This is a genomic window from Prochlorococcus marinus str. MIT 0917 (assembly GCF_027359575.1).
GTDB classification, from domain to species: domain Bacteria; phylum Cyanobacteriota; class Cyanobacteriia; order PCC-6307; family Cyanobiaceae; genus Prochlorococcus_B; species Prochlorococcus_B marinus_D.
Genome location: NZ_CP114784.1, coordinates 512,453 through 527,288, shown reverse-complemented (window position 1 = coordinate 527,288; position 14,836 = coordinate 512,453). Strand labels below are relative to the sequence as shown.

Annotated in this window: 24 protein-coding genes; 12 read left to right on the top strand and 12 right to left on the bottom strand. The window is 34.5% G+C overall.

What is annotated here, in order from left to right:
* Positions 1–321: 321 nt before the first annotated feature.
* Positions 322–1,041, top strand: coding sequence for a dienelactone hydrolase family protein (locus O5637_RS03295; protein WP_269606080.1), 720 nt, complete (start codon positions 322–324; stop codon positions 1,039–1,041).
* 232 nt (positions 1,042–1,273) lie between these two features.
* On the opposite strand, the gene O5637_RS03290 is transcribed toward O5637_RS03295, so the two are convergent.
* Together O5637_RS03290 and O5637_RS03285 are read right to left on the bottom strand one after the other, a co-directional pair.
* Positions 1,274–1,663: a hypothetical protein gene (locus tag O5637_RS03290; protein ID WP_269606079.1), complete on the bottom strand. Its 390-nt coding sequence runs from the start codon at positions 1,661–1,663 to the stop codon at positions 1,274–1,276.
* Positions 1,663–1,854, bottom strand: coding sequence for a hypothetical protein (locus O5637_RS03285; protein WP_269606077.1), 192 nt, complete (start codon positions 1,852–1,854; stop codon positions 1,663–1,665). Before O5637_RS03285 ends, O5637_RS03290 begins: the two co-directional genes overlap by 1 nt.
* A 702-nt stretch (positions 1,855–2,556) precedes the next feature.
* On the opposite strand from O5637_RS03285, the gene O5637_RS03280 reads away from it, so the two are divergent.
* Together O5637_RS03280 and O5637_RS03275 are read left to right on the top strand one after the other, a co-directional pair.
* Entirely contained in the window at positions 2,557–2,733 is a 177-nt protein-coding gene (locus O5637_RS03280) for a hypothetical protein (protein WP_269606076.1), read from the top strand.
* 111 nt (positions 2,734–2,844) lie between these two features.
* On the top strand, positions 2,845–3,039 hold the full coding sequence (locus O5637_RS03275; protein ID WP_269606075.1) for a hypothetical protein: 195 nt from the start codon (positions 2,845–2,847) through the stop codon (positions 3,037–3,039).
* A gap of 325 nt (positions 3,040–3,364) precedes the next feature.
* Here the strand turns inward: O5637_RS03275 and O5637_RS03270 are convergent, their stop codons facing one another.
* Together O5637_RS03270 and O5637_RS03265 are read right to left on the bottom strand one after the other, a co-directional pair.
* On the bottom strand, positions 3,365–3,559 hold the full coding sequence (locus tag O5637_RS03270) for a DUF2811 domain-containing protein (protein ID WP_269606074.1): 195 nt from the start codon (positions 3,557–3,559) through the stop codon (positions 3,365–3,367).
* Positions 3,556–3,846: a DUF2811 domain-containing protein gene (locus O5637_RS03265; RefSeq protein ID WP_269606072.1), complete on the bottom strand. Its 291-nt coding sequence runs from the start codon at positions 3,844–3,846 to the stop codon at positions 3,556–3,558. Before O5637_RS03265 ends, O5637_RS03270 begins: the two co-directional genes overlap by 4 nt.
* Positions 3,847–4,720: 874 nt before the next feature.
* Here O5637_RS03265 and O5637_RS03260 point away from each other — a divergent pair.
* Positions 4,721–5,179, top strand: a complete 459-nt coding sequence (locus O5637_RS03260) for a hypothetical protein (protein ID WP_269606070.1) — start codon at positions 4,721–4,723, stop codon at positions 5,177–5,179.
* A gap of 312 nt (positions 5,180–5,491) precedes the next feature.
* On the opposite strand, the gene O5637_RS03255 is transcribed toward O5637_RS03260, so the two are convergent.
* Together O5637_RS03255 and O5637_RS03250 are read right to left on the bottom strand one after the other, a co-directional pair.
* Positions 5,492–5,788, bottom strand: a complete 297-nt coding sequence (locus O5637_RS03255; protein WP_269606068.1) for a hypothetical protein — start codon at positions 5,786–5,788, stop codon at positions 5,492–5,494.
* Between the two features lie 55 nt (positions 5,789–5,843).
* Entirely contained in the window at positions 5,844–6,149 is a 306-nt protein-coding gene (locus O5637_RS03250) for a 2Fe-2S iron-sulfur cluster-binding protein (protein WP_420063725.1), read from the bottom strand.
* A gap of 554 nt (positions 6,150–6,703) precedes the next feature.
* Between O5637_RS03250 and O5637_RS03245 the strand changes: the two genes are divergently transcribed.
* Complete coding sequence (locus O5637_RS03245; protein ID WP_269606065.1) at positions 6,704–7,087, top strand: hypothetical protein; 384 nt, start codon at positions 6,704–6,706, stop codon at positions 7,085–7,087.
* A 261-nt stretch (positions 7,088–7,348) separates the two neighbouring features.
* Here the strand turns inward: O5637_RS03245 and O5637_RS03240 are convergent, their stop codons facing one another.
* Together O5637_RS03240 and O5637_RS03235 are read right to left on the bottom strand one after the other, a co-directional pair.
* Entirely contained in the window at positions 7,349–7,522 is a 174-nt protein-coding gene (locus O5637_RS03240) for a hypothetical protein (RefSeq protein WP_269606063.1), read from the bottom strand.
* A gap of 1,145 nt (positions 7,523–8,667) precedes the next feature.
* Entirely contained in the window at positions 8,668–8,961 is a 294-nt protein-coding gene (locus O5637_RS03235) for a hypothetical protein (RefSeq protein WP_269606062.1), read from the bottom strand.
* Between the two features lie 204 nt (positions 8,962–9,165).
* Here O5637_RS03235 and O5637_RS03230 point away from each other — a divergent pair, with 204 nt between their 5' ends.
* From O5637_RS03230 to O5637_RS03220, 3 genes are all read left to right on the top strand, one after another.
* On the top strand, positions 9,166–9,348 hold the full coding sequence (locus O5637_RS03230; protein WP_269606060.1) for a hypothetical protein: 183 nt from the start codon (positions 9,166–9,168) through the stop codon (positions 9,346–9,348).
* 251 nt (positions 9,349–9,599) lie between these two features.
* On the top strand, positions 9,600–9,956 hold the full coding sequence (locus O5637_RS10775) for a hypothetical protein (protein ID WP_332299755.1): 357 nt from the start codon (positions 9,600–9,602) through the stop codon (positions 9,954–9,956).
* A gap of 602 nt (positions 9,957–10,558) precedes the next feature.
* Entirely contained in the window at positions 10,559–10,768 is a 210-nt protein-coding gene (locus tag O5637_RS03220) for a hypothetical protein (protein ID WP_269606058.1), read from the top strand.
* Here the strand turns inward: O5637_RS03220 and O5637_RS03215 are convergent.
* The 3 genes from O5637_RS03215 to O5637_RS03205 form a co-directional block, all read right to left on the bottom strand.
* Entirely contained in the window at positions 10,763–10,951 is a 189-nt protein-coding gene (locus O5637_RS03215; protein WP_269606057.1) for a hypothetical protein, read from the bottom strand. The genes O5637_RS03220 and O5637_RS03215 overlap by 6 nt on opposite strands.
* 57 nt (positions 10,952–11,008) lie before the next feature.
* Positions 11,009–11,173 (bottom strand): hypothetical protein, encoded by a 165-nt coding sequence (locus tag O5637_RS03210; protein WP_269606055.1) that lies wholly within the window; start codon positions 11,171–11,173, stop codon positions 11,009–11,011.
* A gap of 339 nt (positions 11,174–11,512) precedes the next feature.
* Positions 11,513–11,668 carry a hypothetical protein gene (locus O5637_RS03205; RefSeq protein ID WP_269606053.1) on the bottom strand — a complete coding sequence of 52 codons (156 nt, stop codon included), beginning with the start codon at positions 11,666–11,668 and terminating at the stop codon, positions 11,513–11,515.
* Between the two features lie 95 nt (positions 11,669–11,763).
* Between O5637_RS03205 and O5637_RS03200 the strand changes: the two genes are divergently transcribed.
* A complete protein-coding gene (locus tag O5637_RS03200) occupies positions 11,764–11,985 on the top strand; it encodes a DUF2839 domain-containing protein (protein ID WP_011823953.1) in 222 nt (73 codons plus the stop codon).
* An 8-nt stretch (positions 11,986–11,993) separates the two neighbouring features.
* Here O5637_RS03200 and O5637_RS03195 read toward each other — a convergent pair whose 3' ends face one another.
* Entirely contained in the window at positions 11,994–12,197 is a 204-nt protein-coding gene (locus O5637_RS03195) for a hypothetical protein (protein ID WP_269606050.1), read from the bottom strand.
* 436 nt (positions 12,198–12,633) lie between these two features.
* Here O5637_RS03195 and O5637_RS03190 point away from each other — a divergent pair, with 436 nt between their 5' ends.
* From O5637_RS03190 to O5637_RS03180, 3 genes are all read left to right on the top strand, one after another.
* Positions 12,634–12,759, top strand: coding sequence for a hypothetical protein (locus O5637_RS03190; RefSeq protein ID WP_257473561.1), 126 nt, complete (start codon positions 12,634–12,636; stop codon positions 12,757–12,759).
* 243 nt (positions 12,760–13,002) lie between these two features.
* On the top strand, positions 13,003–13,146 hold the full coding sequence (locus tag O5637_RS03185) for a DUF3104 domain-containing protein (protein WP_269606049.1): 144 nt from the start codon (positions 13,003–13,005) through the stop codon (positions 13,144–13,146).
* A 199-nt stretch (positions 13,147–13,345) separates the two neighbouring features.
* Complete coding sequence (locus O5637_RS03180; RefSeq protein WP_269606048.1) at positions 13,346–13,777, top strand: hypothetical protein; 432 nt, start codon at positions 13,346–13,348, stop codon at positions 13,775–13,777.
* The last annotated feature ends 1,059 nt before the right edge of the window (positions 13,778–14,836 follow it).

Below are 14,836 nucleotides of genomic sequence, written 5' to 3'. Positions count from 1 at the left end.
CAAATATCCCCTCTTTTCTCTAAGAGAATTTTTGAAAATTAAATTACCCAAATCCCCTTGCAGATGATTTAGGCTTATCAAGAACATTAAGAAAGTGAGTTTTATCACTTCCAACATCATAAAGCGTGTAATAAGCTCGAGCATCAATACCTAATTACTCCTCGCTTAGGTACTTTCTATTCTTGTTTGCGATCACCACCTAAATCTTTTACGTATGAATTAACGACAGCGTTAGTCAACTCAAGATGAAATTGTTTCTTGATTACTTGTTTTTTTTCTACTTTCATTCATGCTCAAGTAAGAATTTTATTTAATTGAGATATGGAGGGACGTTGGGTACAGATAGAACAAGGTCCAGTACCATTACGTTGCTGGTGGAATAATCCTCAGAAAGAAAGTAAGAATATCGTTCTTGTTCTACCAGAAGTCTTTGGGATTAATAGTTGGGTAAGAAGCGTTGTCGATCGGCTCGCAGAACAAGGTATTCCTGCTTTGGCGATGCCACTTTTCGCTAGGACAGCTCCAGAGTTAGACCTTGGATATGGCGAAGATGACTTATTAGAGGGACGTCGGCATAAAGAACAAACGACGACTCACCAAATTCTTGATGATGCTTCTACTTCTCTAAATTGGTTAAAACAGCAGTACAACCAATCAAAAATAAATGTTGTTGGATTTTGCTTTGGTGGCCATGCTGCTTTAATTACATCAACACTCCCTGACGTCGATAAAACTTTTGATTTTTACGGTGCTGGTATTGCAACAACCAGACCAGGAGGAGGCCCTCCAAGCTTGGAATTGTTGAGTCAAACCTCAGGAAAATTAACTTGTATTTGTGGGACTGGTGATCCATTAATACCTGAAGCTGATAGAACCTCTATCCAAGAAGCTTTAAGCAAAGCAGATCCTTCTGAAGTCAGATTGAGCTATGTAGAAATTGGAGATGCTGATCATGGATTTATGTGTGAGGAAAGAGCAAGTTTCAGCCCCAAGGCCTCCACTCTTGGTTGGCAATTAATTATGAATGAACTTAAAGAATAATTTTTAATCTTTCGGGTCCTTCTTGGATTGAGATTCATGGTTGATTTCGGATCGCAAAGTCTGGCTAGGTAGCGTCTAAAAAAAATAGTTACATTTACACTTTCTCAACACCCTCAGACTTATTCCCTTTCAATTATTCTCAAGGTTCTGGTGGCGTAACAAATGTAAACCAACTTATAGTCTTACTTACTTACGAGAAGCCCAGCGGTTAGGGCGAATAGTACGAAGCGGTTCATTTAAATTCTCTTAAAACAGCTCGTGAAAATTCAAAAGCCCCGTGAACTAGCACCCTTGAATAGACGGAAGTAATTGCTAATGTCCAATAAACCAATGGAATAAAAAGGAGAATCCACCACATCCTGAAAATATTTGACCAGATAAAATTTAAAGTTGGTATTACTCCAACAAATACCAAGCTAAAAAGAAAAGCCAAAATCACTACAAATTTCTTACCACCTTTCGTCTTGATAAATGTCAGTAAAGGTCTTAGAAATTTTTCAGGTAACAAATCTCCCCAACGAGATGGTCGATACTTTATCCAAAAGCCCATATCTTTTCTTATCTGTCTGTCATAGGCTGCAAGAATTTCTTTTAGTGTATTCTTATTAGTTAAGCGGTTCATCACCAAAGTCTCCTTTTACCAGTCCAGTTATATAGCAACCAAATTACAAATCCCACCATAAACAAAGGCATAAAACTATCGAGTAATAAATAGGCTGAATAGACGATTAATGGAAAGAAGATGACACGTTTTATATTTAAACGTCTACCTCTAGATAGCTTTTTGAATAGTTTAAGTACGAAGCGGTTCATTTTTTAAATCACATCCATCTTTAATCGATTGCTCAATATCTTCTTTCCAATTTTGTGAATTCAAGTCAAATTTAACAGCCTTCTCACGTGCAACGAGCACTTGTAACAAGGAGCAATGGATCGACATGGAAAGTTCCTGCTGAATCAGTAGGGATGGACTATCGGATACTCAGGAAATACGTATGAGATCATCCTGATGCGAATGAGTTCCTGGAGCGTCAAACACAAGACGCATTAGATCAAAGCCATACCAAACTTATTGCAGCTGCTCCTCTAGCAGCTCAACGATTAATCGATGTTATTAATAACGAGAACAATAGAGGATATATTGTTGTTCAAGCTGTTGAGAGTTTATTTAGGATTATTGATCGAGGTTTTACAGATCGAGAGAACGCTGAGCAACTAAGAGAAATTAAGGAATCGCTGAATGCTCTAGAAGGAGGGAGAGTTCTTGATATCTAAAATGGTTGATTACATACAGAACGATTAGTCAGAGTTGCTCCTAAATTTAATTTCTATTCAAAGGATTAACTGATGTAATGCTTAGAGATATTGAATATGCATTTAATGCACAACCTCCAGAAGGAAAAAGTAGCTATGAGTGTTGTTAATTAATTAACTTCTCTTCAACACAAAACTCTTACTTGCAAACGTTTTAGAAGTAATTTCCATACAAATCTATTAAGGACAGCTAATTATCTAATGACTAATTCAGTCGAATCAATTGTTATCTCTTTAGGGAATGAACCTGCAGAAGTCCTTGGTTTCAAAACAGAAGAACAAATAGAAACAGCCTTAATCCCCTTAATGGCAGAAGTTTTTAACAATGAGCCCCTTACTGTTAAAGAAACCAATTCAAGCGGAATAAGACGAAACTAAATCACTTTATAAATTATCCAAGGTCCTGGTATAGACACAAAGAGTATTAACTCCAGTTTCAAGATCAAGATTACCAGCTATTGAATAAGTAATAGATAAGTTCTTACACGAATGAATGCTGACAAGGAGCTAAAAGACATATTGCACATGGCAGTAGAGAATGCAATCTCAAGAATGAAAATCGTAAGAAGTCCTGCTGATCGTCGCTGTTTATTCCATGAATACAAGGAATGGCTAGGAGAAAGTATTAATAATGAAGTTTTAGCAATTCCTACAGAGATAATTCAAAACGAACTTGATAAATAAAGTCAACTCAGGAGGAGTCAACAATATTTATGGTCAAGTTATAAGAAGATCAGTCTTTTAATTTGCCATTAAAAAATAAAAACAAAGGAATAGTTCCATGGGAATATTAAATTGGAGATGAGAATTATCAAATAGAGCCTTGGATAATCAAGAAAGGGAAGGAATATGTAACTATTGAGGAAGACAAAATTAATAAAGGTTTTTTCCTCCTTCAAAAGTATGAAGACAAACGTCTATTTCTTAGCCCTTCGCAAGCTAGATTGACATATCATCAACTGATTTAGTTTGGATATAAGCTACAAAAACCTAAGAATTAATTTGACAATCAAAGTTCAGGAGAATGGTTAAGAAGATATTTCAAATAGCTTTCTCTAAGATGTTTGACTTGACATCCATTCTGAAAGAGGAAATCTGTTAAAGCAGAATTTATAAATTTTTTTCTATCAAGGTCAGAACTTGATTCAATGAAATCCTTCATCTCTGTGAAAAGAACCTCAGGGATCTCTGTCTCTAAGCTCATATGCTCCCACTCATTGATCTTTTGCAAAACATACTTTGAGTGTAAAAACGTCTCATCTCTAGTGATGTGACCCCTTTTTCCAAAAGGTAACCAGAGATCGCCGCTTGCATTAATCGATGTTGATCCCAGTTTGGATGGTCATCTATATATTTTCTCATTGCCTCATTTAGATAGGCAGGTACATCTTCTATAAAACTAACTATCGACTCTTTTTGATCATTAATAGAAATACTGTTTTGATGATCTATTTTTTTTGATTGAATCGTTTCTAGCCCAGAATTTTGCATTAAATATTTCTTTGTTGAGACACCAGTATCAAGGTTTTTGAGGACAAGTCAAGGAAAAAGAAAACTCAAATCTCATTGGGTCTCATCAAGAGATCCTATGGGAGGGAAGGGTGTCAATAGAAAAATTAAATATAAAGACTAGATTGCCTATATCTTCACAAATAAAGCATCAAGTTGAGGGTTTTCCACTGAAGTACAGCAGCAAAGGCATTAATATTTTTTCCCTGTGGAAAAAATGTTGAAAACAAATGATTTACTCTTAAGAAAGTGCTTAAAAGTTGATTGATTAGATTATCTTATGAATGATATTAGATTTCTTTTGAGACTCATCAAAGAGATTGATAAGGACAAATCAACATTAGCTGACTTATTTTTTATTCAATCTTTTAGGAATATATAAGCCCAGCAAAAGGATCTGCCATTGCATATTCTTTCTTTAAATCAGCCTGAGTCACTTAATTTATAAGAAAACAGCTCCATTTATAAAATTAAAAATTTTTCTTGTAATTTTTAAATCAAAAACCAAAAAATGGCTTTAAGCAATTGACCTTTCAACTTTTATGCTGCGAGTTTCTAATGGATTTTTTCTTGTTTTTGATTTATTTAAAAGTTGAGAGCCAAAACCTTAAATTGTGGAAAAGTATCTAATTATACAAAGAATAATCATGAAATGTAAACACTTTCAGTGCAATTCTAAGGAATGATTCCGTCGCCTTAATTTGTTAATGAGATAAGATCATTGAATCAAATAGAGTCAATAGGGAAATAATTCTTTCAAATCTCCTTGAGAAGTATCATTTATTGTTTTATTTCCCAGAACCTTGGTAGGGTCGATTTCAAAATCAAGTTTATCTATTTCGAATAGCTTATACAAATGACAGAAGACTGGAATACGACTGATGAGCTAAAGAAAGACATTATTACAGCCGTTTATAAGGACATAAATGATCAAATAGAAGAAATGGTTGAGGATCTTGGTTGTCCTCGAAGTTTTGCAGAAGGACTATTGAAATCTATTGCAGACAACTTTAAAGATGGAACGACAGTCGGCAAGACAGAATCTTCCTATTCTTCTCGTCATGCTTCAACACCAGAGCATGAGAGAGGTGCACAAGAAATAGTAATCAAGAATGAGAGAGAAGTTAGGAAAGCCTCTTCTGAGTTGATGAAAGATTTCAATAAAAAGATTGAGGTTATTGAAAACAACGATACACAAAGTTCTTTATATTCCTCTCGACATCTCTCAACTCAAAACGAAGAAAAAGGAGCTGAAGCAATCGTTATTAAGAACGAAGAAAAAATTAGGGAAGAGATGAAAAAGGAGAAAGCGTAAAAAAGAAATAGCAATAGTGAAATAGCTCTATTTCCTAATGATGCTTCTACTTTGTAATTCTATGCAGCTTCAATAACTCTTGATTCGTTGCGCTTTTGGTCTAAATAAATTACAGAGTTAGCGACAGGAAATAATTTCTTTTCTAAGTGAGCTATTGCAATTCTCTTTGTTTCTGTCATTTCTTCGGTATAGAACTTCAAAGGCTGAGAAACATACTGATTGTCTCCACTCATTAAAAATTTCCAAAACATCTCTATCTTATATAAGCGTATTAATAATTTGAATGCATTAATCAATACACAATTAAATTAACTATTCAAAATCAATTTCTACTTCTTCTTTCATATCCCTATCTAGGTCGGGAAGATTTGGCTCTATCCAATGAGATTTATTATCAACACCAGCCGCAGTTGCATAATTCATAATGTGCTGATCAACTTGTTTATAAATGTCATGTAGATTTAAGTCCTTACTAACACCATGCGCTATTTCCGAAACCTGTTGTTCTGTTAAACAATGATCAGGATGTAATAAATCACAGCAAGGAATTCTTTTTTCTATCAACTCATTTATGTTGATTTTAATTTCGTAGTCTGGATGAACAGTCATGGTATGAAAGAACTTTTTTAATACTTGTAAATCAATTTTATGATTATTTTTAAATTTATCGTTGATCCCAAACAGCATCAAATTGATTCGCAACTATTTTTAAGTCTGATTTGGGATAGGCCTGACATAAAAGGACATAGCCCTGATCTTGCAATTCACTCTTCAACCCCATTGCATCCATATCGACAGAACCTTCTTTAAGAAAGGCGGCACATGTACAACACATTCCTACAAGGCAAGAACTCGGTAGCTCCACATTCGCATCTGCGGCAGCCTCCAATACGGTTTGGTTTGACTTGCAATTAAAACTTTTCTGAACTTGATCAATCTCGATACTTATCTTGAATAAGAGATCAGACAATTTAGCCAAGACTAACCTTGGCTTATTATGGCTTATTTGTTACACAAAAGGAAAGCTTTTTTTACGGCAGTAATCTTGTCTTCTAGTGTTCAGCTGGAAAAGCTTGTCTAGATTCAGGGCTAAAATTAAATTTAAGAATTTGCTTTAATATTGCTCAAGCAGTTACAAGCGAAACTGAAATTAACTGGAAAGAGTCAATCAAGGCTTACAGGGAATTTAAAAAGATCTTGTAAAAGATTCAACTTGGCGTAGCAAATATGACCCTGTTTTTAAGAACGTAATTAAGGCCACTAGCAAAAGTTCCAAAGCACCTTTAAATTGGGCCATCACTTTCAAGGTTGCACTTAAGCAATGGCAACAAGGAACACTAAAGAGAAGACACAAGCATCTGGCCCTTTTTGGGTTTCTTCGGTATTGTGCTCAGGAACAGCTGTAAGAATCCACGTGGTTGCCCCCAGCCGTAATAGATAAAGATTTAGTTACCACTAAAAAAAGAATTTGTTATCCATTAACTGATTCACAAATTCTCTGATTATTAGATTCTTTCCCTGCAGATGAAATTGGTAATAAGTGGAGGTTTGCTTTCAATGTATAGCGGTTTATGGCCTAAAAGCAGAAGACCTACGAACAATCCACACCCGCAATGGTGGGCAAGAAATTACGAAATTAAAATCAACATAAATGAGTTGATAGAAAAAAGAATTCCTTGCTGTGATTTATTACATCCTGATCATTGTTTAACAGAACAACAGGTTTCGGAAATAGCGCATGGTGTTAGTAAGGACTTAAATCTACATGACATTTATAAACAAGTTGATCAGCACATTATGAATTATGCAACTGCGGCTGGTGTTGATAATAAATCTCATTGGATAGAGCCAAATCTTCCCGACCTAGATAGGGATATGAAAGAAGAAGTAGAAATTGATTTTGAATAGTTAATTTGATTGTGTAGCAATTAATGTAATCGAATTATTAATACGCATTTAAGAGATAGTTTTCTTTTGGAAAAATTTTAAATGAATGGATAAATTAATCTTTGTGCCGGTGTAGGCTCTACTGCAATATTTTTACTGTGGCTTTGATCTAATGCGCTTTTTAATTATCCGTAATCGGCTTTAATGACATAAGTTTTTTTAATTGATAAACAGACTTGGATCTACTGTTTATTTACTAGATAGTGATAAACCAATTACTTATCAAATACGTTGTTGTTTTTGCAGCACCTGAATTTCTGCGTTGCTTCTTTGAGCTTCAATCTTTGCTTCTTGCTTTGCGGGAGAAGTGTATTCAGTCAGTTTGGTCATAAGGTCAAGTGTAGTATGAGTGATGATCTCTGGGTAAATAGAAGGCGTATATAGTGTTGAGGTCATGCGTATATGTACAAGTTTCCACTAAATATGGCGATATTGGTCCTAAATGGAATCGGAATTTACACTTATTCGCAAAAAGAAACAGGGCTTGAATTATGAAATTTATTTTTAAACCTATATCCCTTTGACGAATCACTCACCCCATATTTGTGGCCTTTTGATAAAGTTTTGTTAAATAAATCTGTATATGGTGTTATGAGGATTTGAAAGTTCATGTGTTCTTACTAATGTCTCTATGACTGGGTGATGGGTCTCAGTCTTTTGTTCATAAAGGTCCACGCTTCTTTATTTAAATTAACGCTTGACCTTTAATTCTTTATAAATTCTATGAACCTTGGATTGCTTTTTCTCGAATCAATTTCAACTGGAGTTATCACTTCGGATGAGATGAAATGGGTGACATCAAATCAGACTAAATTTTCACGAGTTGAAGAAGCAACAGCTTTGAAACTTGGTCGACTATTAGATAGAGGCCTAATTCAAATTGGTTGTCGTGTTGTAGCAATTAAGAATTGATTCGACTACTAAAAAGGAATCAAAATTAGTGAAGCTTTTGGATTAGACCTTATTGCTTGACTGAGTTAATTATCATTATTAAGAATTTCCGCATTTCTGAATGTTCTGTATCTGTTAGATAAAGGTTATTAAACTTTTGAATTAGTTTTTTTGGGAGAATTATTTGATTGTAATGAACATTTTCCTCTGAAGAAATGAAGCTTTCATAAGCTTCTATTGTCAGAGAGAGTCCGTCATGGTGTCACAAAAAAGAGTTCCTCTTTGTACATGAATAATTCCTGCCTCTGGATCTAAATAAGAGTTGTTTGAAAACCAGGTTGAGTAGTTATTCTTTTCGAGTTTCAGCCTGCTTTCCCTCTAGGATATTTACAAGAATCTTTATCCCAATATGCCTTTGAACTAATAAGAGTTTCCAGAACTAAGTGTGCAAGTTATATTTGCTTCCTTTGGACTACACGCAATTATTTGGATAGAAATTCCAGCTACAAGTGCAAAATTTGAAATAGTGCATAAACCACATAATACCAATTCTTAATATCTGATTTGGCTCAATTAGAGATCACATAAAAAGTTTTTACCCTATCAGCCCAGTGATTTTGATAGCAATAGGCTGGTTAATAGTAATTACTTCAACGAACCAAGCCTGTCTTTTGATAAGTCTCATCAACTTTGGTCATTTCTTCATCGTCGTCATGAAAACAACAGGTATACATAAGATTTATCACACGGTCCAGGTCAATCTTTCTATCTGCAACATCCTGCCAAAGTCTCTTCGTTAACTCTTCATCACCTCGGGCAAATTGAGCCTGTACTAAATCTCGTACAAGCTGAAAAACTGCTTGGCGGTCATTTCTTATTCTTGCCTCTTGAGCTCCTACTGGAACTTGAGGTGAATTTGAAATGAATTTATTTGTTAGCTTCAATGTATTTTCCTTGAAGTTTGTATCCAATTTTACAAAAAAAATGATTTGTGGCAATCAGTACTTATTTGGATTTTTGTTCAATTGTGATACAAATATCACAATTATGTATGTTGATGAAATTCATGAATAAATTAGAGGTTTATACAGTTGAGTTTAGGTTGACTTTAGATTTATCTTGTAGGCATTAGCCATTTTTCACTAAATATGGGAGAAGCCAAAAGAAGAAAAGATTTGGGATTGCCTCCTAGAGAAAAGAAGATAAAGAAAGATGAAAAGAAAACTGGTTTTATAAGTAATCTCTCAGCCAAATATCCTTTTTTGCCTTTCATTCTAGGAGGAACCCTTTTGACTGTGCTTATTGTTGATCTGTTGAATTACTACAAATAAATAGATAATTGAAAGATTCAATAAGTTTTAAAAGGGATTAATCTAGCGTCATCCAAAGCATTCAAGGTTTTAGGCACAGCTCTGAAAAGATGAAATAGTTAACTGTTAATGCTTAAGAGCAAATAAGCTTGAATAAAAGCTATTAGAGATCAAAGGAGTTGATTAGAACAAGGATTGGGCGTTAATACCTATTGTCATTTTGTAGCTGTTGATACAAAAATGTTCCACATTCCAGAAATGGAGTATTAACTATGCCTCTTAGAAAGCCTTTCCACGTAACTAACCATGGTGGATCAATTCATTGTATTGAGGGTTTTTCAGGAAGAATCTTTAGAGCTTGTTCTGCAAATCAATGTACTTACACTGGTGATCTCTACAGTGCAAAATCATATTTAGACTTTATTGAAAACAAGACTATTAAATTTCTCCCTCCTGGAAAAAAGAACGATAATATCCCATTTCAACGTAAAACTACTCTTAAATGGAATTCGGACGGAAGTCTTTCCTCTATAGACATGGCTAGGATATTAAGTCGTCTTGAGAAAACAAATTTGACTGAATGTGAACTTTCTTGCGAATGGGGAACCACATCAAATAATGAGAGTTAATTAGCGAAAAAACAATTCTTTTTTCAGTAGTAACTAAATCTTATCTGTTACGGCTTGTAGATACTATGCTAAGCCTAACTGTTATTACTTTCTTGCAAAGGAAGAAGTCTCTACAACTTATAAACATCTCTATTCTTATCGGTGTTCTTCGTAGCCGTTGTTTTTAAAGGAACATTTCAAGGTTAAGCTCTATTGTTCCCGTCTGTGTTTTTAAAAGACATAGTATTCATATAAGCAAGTAACTCAACATGAACGATAAGAAAGTCAGGAATCATATAACGACAATCTCCCCTTTTCCTGAATCCCATTAATAAACAGTAAAATGCATTGTGCTAATCCACTCGGACTAATTCTCTAAACTTTTATCAGATGATGTCCTTGTTGATTAAATAAGTATGTTCTTACCAACTTCATAAGCACAAGCCAAGAAAACTAGTTCAGGAAGATTCCACAAAACGATTAATTTTGCAGCAGTGGTTTTGTTGATTGCAAGCATGAGTAAACGTTATCCAAATGTTTAAAAAGATAAAGCAAACATAATTTCATTTATTTCATGTCTTGTTATTTCTAAAGTCAATCAAACTAATTTATGAATAGCTAGAATGAGTAGTCAATATAAATCTTTAATTGAAGCCCGAAATCAATGGCAGAGGGATATAAAAATGTACAAGGATTTTCTGCAAGGAGAAACTAAAACCTTTGAAGGTAGATACGGTGCAGAAGAATATATTTCTATGGCTGTAAACAGATTGAAAGACATCAACCTAAAGTTAAAGGAAATTGAACAAGATAGTTTGAAGGATGCGTTATGACTTTTTATTCCCTATCCAGTCTTCAGGTTTTTTCATCATCCAATTCATAATTCCATCACTATCCATATTCTTTGAGCTAAGACCAAAGGCAACGATAAATAAAATGCTAAAGGAAATTATTATGGCGAGTAATATAGGACTTATTTCCATTTCTGAAAGAGTAAGACCAAAAAGATATTGCATGATTTGTGAATACAAGATTTTTTATTGAAATTCTAAAACCTAAGTGTGTGTGTTTGATTATCCATGCCATAAAAGCTCAGATAATTCACTTTTTCCCATTGAGATGAACTGCTGAAACATTGTCTCTTCGTACAACCTTCTAAGTTCCTTCTCATTTGCTTTGTCTGCCATAGCCTTTGCTAAATTTCTCGCTATCTCTTGATGATTAAGCTCCTGTCCCATTTTCTCAGAATAAATTTAATTATCCCTTTCTAGAATTAATTATTTGTTTTACTTAGAGGGTATTCACATAATGTATTTTGCATGTATCAAATTTGCTAGTTAATAAGACTGGTGGCTCTAAAAAAACTATACGAATCAACTAATACCAATAAATTTGGATATGGGAGAAATAGGTTTCATTTTGCGAAAATCAAAGAGCTTGTCAATTCATATCAGTAACCAGAGCAGTATCTGCAAAAAAAACCTCCTTTTTAGGGGAGGTCTTTTACTTCTTAGACCTGAGCTAGCAGTTGCTAGCAGAGCTAAATCGTTAACTTGATGAGATTATTGTAGTCTTTTTTAGACCTCTTCGCTTTCTACTTTTTCAGCAAGTTCTCTAAGCATCTTGGCAATTACATCTTTTGACCAACTGAACTCTTCTTTCATCCCATCCACGCAATCTAAAACAGATTCCCATGCGGCCTCATATTCTTTTGGGTCAACTTTTTCAGTCATGCTTAATGAATGATTTTTTTTATTAAACCGTCTAAATCTTTATAAGCCAAAGACCAACTCCGATTTATCTTTAGAGGATTACGTCCTCTTTTTTTATGGGAGAAGCTAAAAGAAGAAAAGAATTGGGACTCCCCCCAAGAGAAAAACCAGTTGAGTTAAAGTTGCCCGTACTTGATAAAGAAAATATTCAAAAAAAAGTTAGGTCTTTTTTGTATAAAAATCCAATAGTTCCTTTTGTTTTTTATGGCCTTGTACTTGGAGCTTTTGGATGGGGGCTATATAATCTCGTGAAAGGCTATCAATTAATTAAGTCATAGATAATTCCCTAGCAATCACACATGTTGGGATGTTCACCTGTATCGCAATAGAATTCAGCATATTGGCCAGAAGCACCATCACAAGTTAAAGTTCTTGGCTGAAAAGGAAAAGATGGATTCCAACCTGCTGGATAGTTTCCTCGAGCTCCACCTCCAGAAGTGATGCATCCTGTAAGTAAAACTGTCAGAGAGAGAAAAAGTAAATTATGCAAGAGTGTCGAATCTCGCCCGCATATTTAAACACTCGTCTAACAAATAAACCATTGCATAACAGTGGTTGGAGAACCTTAATCAGATTTTGTGGTACCTAAATAAAACTTCTTTTCCGTATTAACCACTTGAAAGTATTGGGCTTGTGGTTATAACGAACACAACTTGAAAAGTTTTATGGCTTTCATTTCTCGTTTGATTAACAAAAGGATCTCTAACTTAATTAGTAAATTTAATGTTTCAACTAAAGTTGTTGAACAGTTTGAAAACGACTACCCACTTGATTGTATGGGGGATCATCATAGGTTCTTGCTTTAGAAATCACTATTGCTTTGAGAATTGAGGGTGAGTTAGACAGTCAGGCAAGATCTATCTCGGCTGGTAAAACTGGTCTTTAATCTCATAAAAACTCAACAGGAAAAGAAATATGATGCGTTTATGAAATATAACTGGAAGGATCTTTTAGTAGATGCTGCGATTGTGGCTGTTGTCCTTGGAGTGTTGGCTCTGATCATTGGATCATTTCCTGCAACCTTCAGCAAATTTCTTCCTTTTCTTAAATAGGAATGGATATCAACTATCACTTGCTTGTTGATATTGTCCTTGTCTCAGGGGCACTATCCTTTGTCTTGATCGCAAGGAAATTAAAAAAAGAATGATTTCAATCATTGAAGTCTCTAAGCAAGCAAACCTACTCATCTATGTTGGTTGAGGTTGATTCGTTTTACTAGGAAAAGTTTTTTGATCTATTAGTCACGTTCTTTTTTTCAAAGAAACCATTAATCAGAAACGGCACAAAATAAAAAGTTGAGTGAGCCTAAATTTCTAAAAGTTAAACTTGGAGATACTGTTCTTGTTGGAGAAGATGAGATTGCGAAAGTTCTTTCATTTGTTGTAGGAGCTAGAGACCCAGCTGCCTCCAAACCTTTTCAAGTCACAAACCTTGATTAAGGCGAAATCAAACTTGTTCATAGTGAGGAAGTGAAACAAATTCTGTCTGAGCATGAAAAGCGGCTAAAAATAATGTTTGAAGTTCTCTTTACCAAATGCCCCTAGATAAACCTATCCCTGATTCTGTGATTAATTACTGGAAAAATGTATTCAATAATTTTAGGTCGAAATTCAGTGATACTAAAAAAGCCAACTAGTTATGGATCCAATACAAGTTTTAGGTCTCAAGGATCGGAGGAGGGAGGTTCAAGTTAAAGATGAAAATACTGCAGGTCAGTTGTTAGTTAAAAATACACATGCAGAAGAACGGTATGTAAGAGGAATGTCTAAGACTGCGAAAAGGCACTATATCAATAGAAAAGATTGTCCTGTTAAAAATCATTTTCTTGGTCTACCAACGTGGAGTAGAGAGGATGCTGTAAAAGCTTTTGATACCTATCTATGGTCTCAACATCAAAAAGATGCAATAGAGAAACCCCTCAAGGATTGGTTTAATGCCAGAGTGAAGGAGCTAATGGCGGGACATAATTTAGACCTTATTGATGATATTGATTTTGTAAAAGGTAATGATGATTCTCATGGTTTTACTTTGAAAAATTATATTGAATATTTAGCTAAAGAAATTTATTGAAGACAGCACCTTACAACTCTTTGGGGACTTACCATTTACAAGTGATCTATTGTCTGACTTATAAATGCTTATACATAAGTCAGAAAAAATAAAACTTTTAAGCTGCATGATCGGATTTATAAAGATATTTCCATTTAGGCTTGCATATATCAATGAAAAATAAAGGAAAAGAGTTTTTAAAGGATTCTGCTCAATGGGTGATTATTTTTGGAGCAATTTATTTGCTGGTTTTTTACAACTACGTTGAAGTGAAAGGCATTCTGAATCATAAGTTTAACTAATTCTCGAAAACCCCACCTTTGAACTGTCACGTGTCTGGGTATTTGTTCTTACTTTTATAGTATCTTTCCACATTCACCTGCGAGTACAAGGTCAAATGGCTCAACGAATTAACGTTGCATTAAATTCAATCCCATCAGGATGCAGAGATTTAGCTGAATTTGCTTTCTTCTGCGGAATTGGTTTCACTTTTGGGAGCTTAGGTCTCATATGACTTCAACTACGAAATCAATAGCCGAAACAAGAATTAAAAAGCTTATTCCTTATTCTTTAGCAGGAAAACTTGCAATTTTTACTGGATTTCTCGTTTACATGATGCAGGGTTAAAGAATTTCAGATCCATAAGAAAAATTTATTCCACGGTTAGCCCTACCCCGACCGAACCTCACTCAAACCAAGTACTTTCTTATCTTTGTTCCATCAGAGATTTAGGTCTGTATTTCTCTGAAATTATTTCTCCTAAATCAAAATGACTTCTGCAACCTATAAAAAAACTGCTCTCAAAGTTCTAGTGCTTTGGAACCTACCTGCTTTACTTCTTTTGGCTGGTGCATTCCAAGTTGGTTCTTCAGTAATCGTTTAGTTATAGGGCAAGACAATGGATATGAACCCTTTTAAGCCGCTTATTCAGCATTTAGATGAATTTTGCGTAAAAATCCTTTCAATAAAGGATCCAATAAATAAGTTTTACCTAAAGCTTCGCTTAACTAAAGCCACCACATAATTTTTCTTAAGTTAGGATTTTCCAAAAAAATCCAATGGAGATCAAAGATTTTAATA

What these genes read in the sequence shown, in the direction of transcription:
- O5637_RS03295 (WP_269606080.1), top strand. Translation starts at nt 322, where the DNA reads ATGGAGGGACGTTGGGTACAGATAGAACAAGGTCCAGTACCATTACGT.
- O5637_RS03290 (WP_269606079.1), bottom strand. Translation starts at nt 1,663, where the DNA reads ATGAACCGCTTAACTAATAAGAATACACTAAAAGAAATTCTTGCAGCC.
- O5637_RS03285 (WP_269606077.1), bottom strand. Translation starts at nt 1,854, where the DNA reads ATGAACCGCTTCGTACTTAAACTATTCAAAAAGCTATCTAGAGGTAGA.
- O5637_RS03280 (WP_269606076.1), top strand. Translation starts at nt 2,557, where the DNA reads ATGACTAATTCAGTCGAATCAATTGTTATCTCTTTAGGGAATGAACCT.
- O5637_RS03275 (WP_269606075.1), top strand. Translation starts at nt 2,845, where the DNA reads ATGAATGCTGACAAGGAGCTAAAAGACATATTGCACATGGCAGTAGAG.
- O5637_RS03270 (WP_269606074.1), bottom strand. Translation starts at nt 3,559, where the DNA reads ATGAGCTTAGAGACAGAGATCCCTGAGGTTCTTTTCACAGAGATGAAG.
- O5637_RS03265 (WP_269606072.1), bottom strand. Translation starts at nt 3,846, where the DNA reads ATGCAAAATTCTGGGCTAGAAACGATTCAATCAAAAAAAATAGATCAT.
- O5637_RS03260 (WP_269606070.1), top strand. Translation starts at nt 4,721, where the DNA reads ATGACAGAAGACTGGAATACGACTGATGAGCTAAAGAAAGACATTATT.
- O5637_RS03255 (WP_269606068.1), bottom strand. Translation starts at nt 5,788, where the DNA reads ATGACTGTTCATCCAGACTACGAAATTAAAATCAACATAAATGAGTTG.
- O5637_RS03245 (WP_269606065.1), top strand. Translation starts at nt 6,704, where the DNA reads ATGAAATTGGTAATAAGTGGAGGTTTGCTTTCAATGTATAGCGGTTTA.
- O5637_RS03240 (WP_269606063.1), bottom strand. Translation starts at nt 7,522, where the DNA reads ATGACCTCAACACTATATACGCCTTCTATTTACCCAGAGATCATCACT.
- O5637_RS03230 (WP_269606060.1), top strand. Translation starts at nt 9,166, where the DNA reads ATGGGAGAAGCCAAAAGAAGAAAAGATTTGGGATTGCCTCCTAGAGAA.
- O5637_RS10775 (WP_332299755.1), top strand. Translation starts at nt 9,600, where the DNA reads ATGCCTCTTAGAAAGCCTTTCCACGTAACTAACCATGGTGGATCAATT.
- O5637_RS03220 (WP_269606058.1), top strand. Translation starts at nt 10,559, where the DNA reads ATGAGTAGTCAATATAAATCTTTAATTGAAGCCCGAAATCAATGGCAG.
- O5637_RS03215 (WP_269606057.1), bottom strand. Translation starts at nt 10,951, where the DNA reads ATGCAATATCTTTTTGGTCTTACTCTTTCAGAAATGGAAATAAGTCCT.
- O5637_RS03210 (WP_269606055.1), bottom strand. Translation starts at nt 11,173, where the DNA reads ATGGGACAGGAGCTTAATCATCAAGAGATAGCGAGAAATTTAGCAAAG.
- O5637_RS03205 (WP_269606053.1), bottom strand. Translation starts at nt 11,668, where the DNA reads ATGACTGAAAAAGTTGACCCAAAAGAATATGAGGCCGCATGGGAATCT.
- O5637_RS03200 (WP_011823953.1), top strand. Translation starts at nt 11,764, where the DNA reads ATGGGAGAAGCTAAAAGAAGAAAAGAATTGGGACTCCCCCCAAGAGAA.
- O5637_RS03190 (WP_257473561.1), top strand. Translation starts at nt 12,634, where the DNA reads ATGAAATATAACTGGAAGGATCTTTTAGTAGATGCTGCGATTGTGGCT.
- O5637_RS03180 (WP_269606048.1), top strand. Translation starts at nt 13,346, where the DNA reads ATGGATCCAATACAAGTTTTAGGTCTCAAGGATCGGAGGAGGGAGGTT.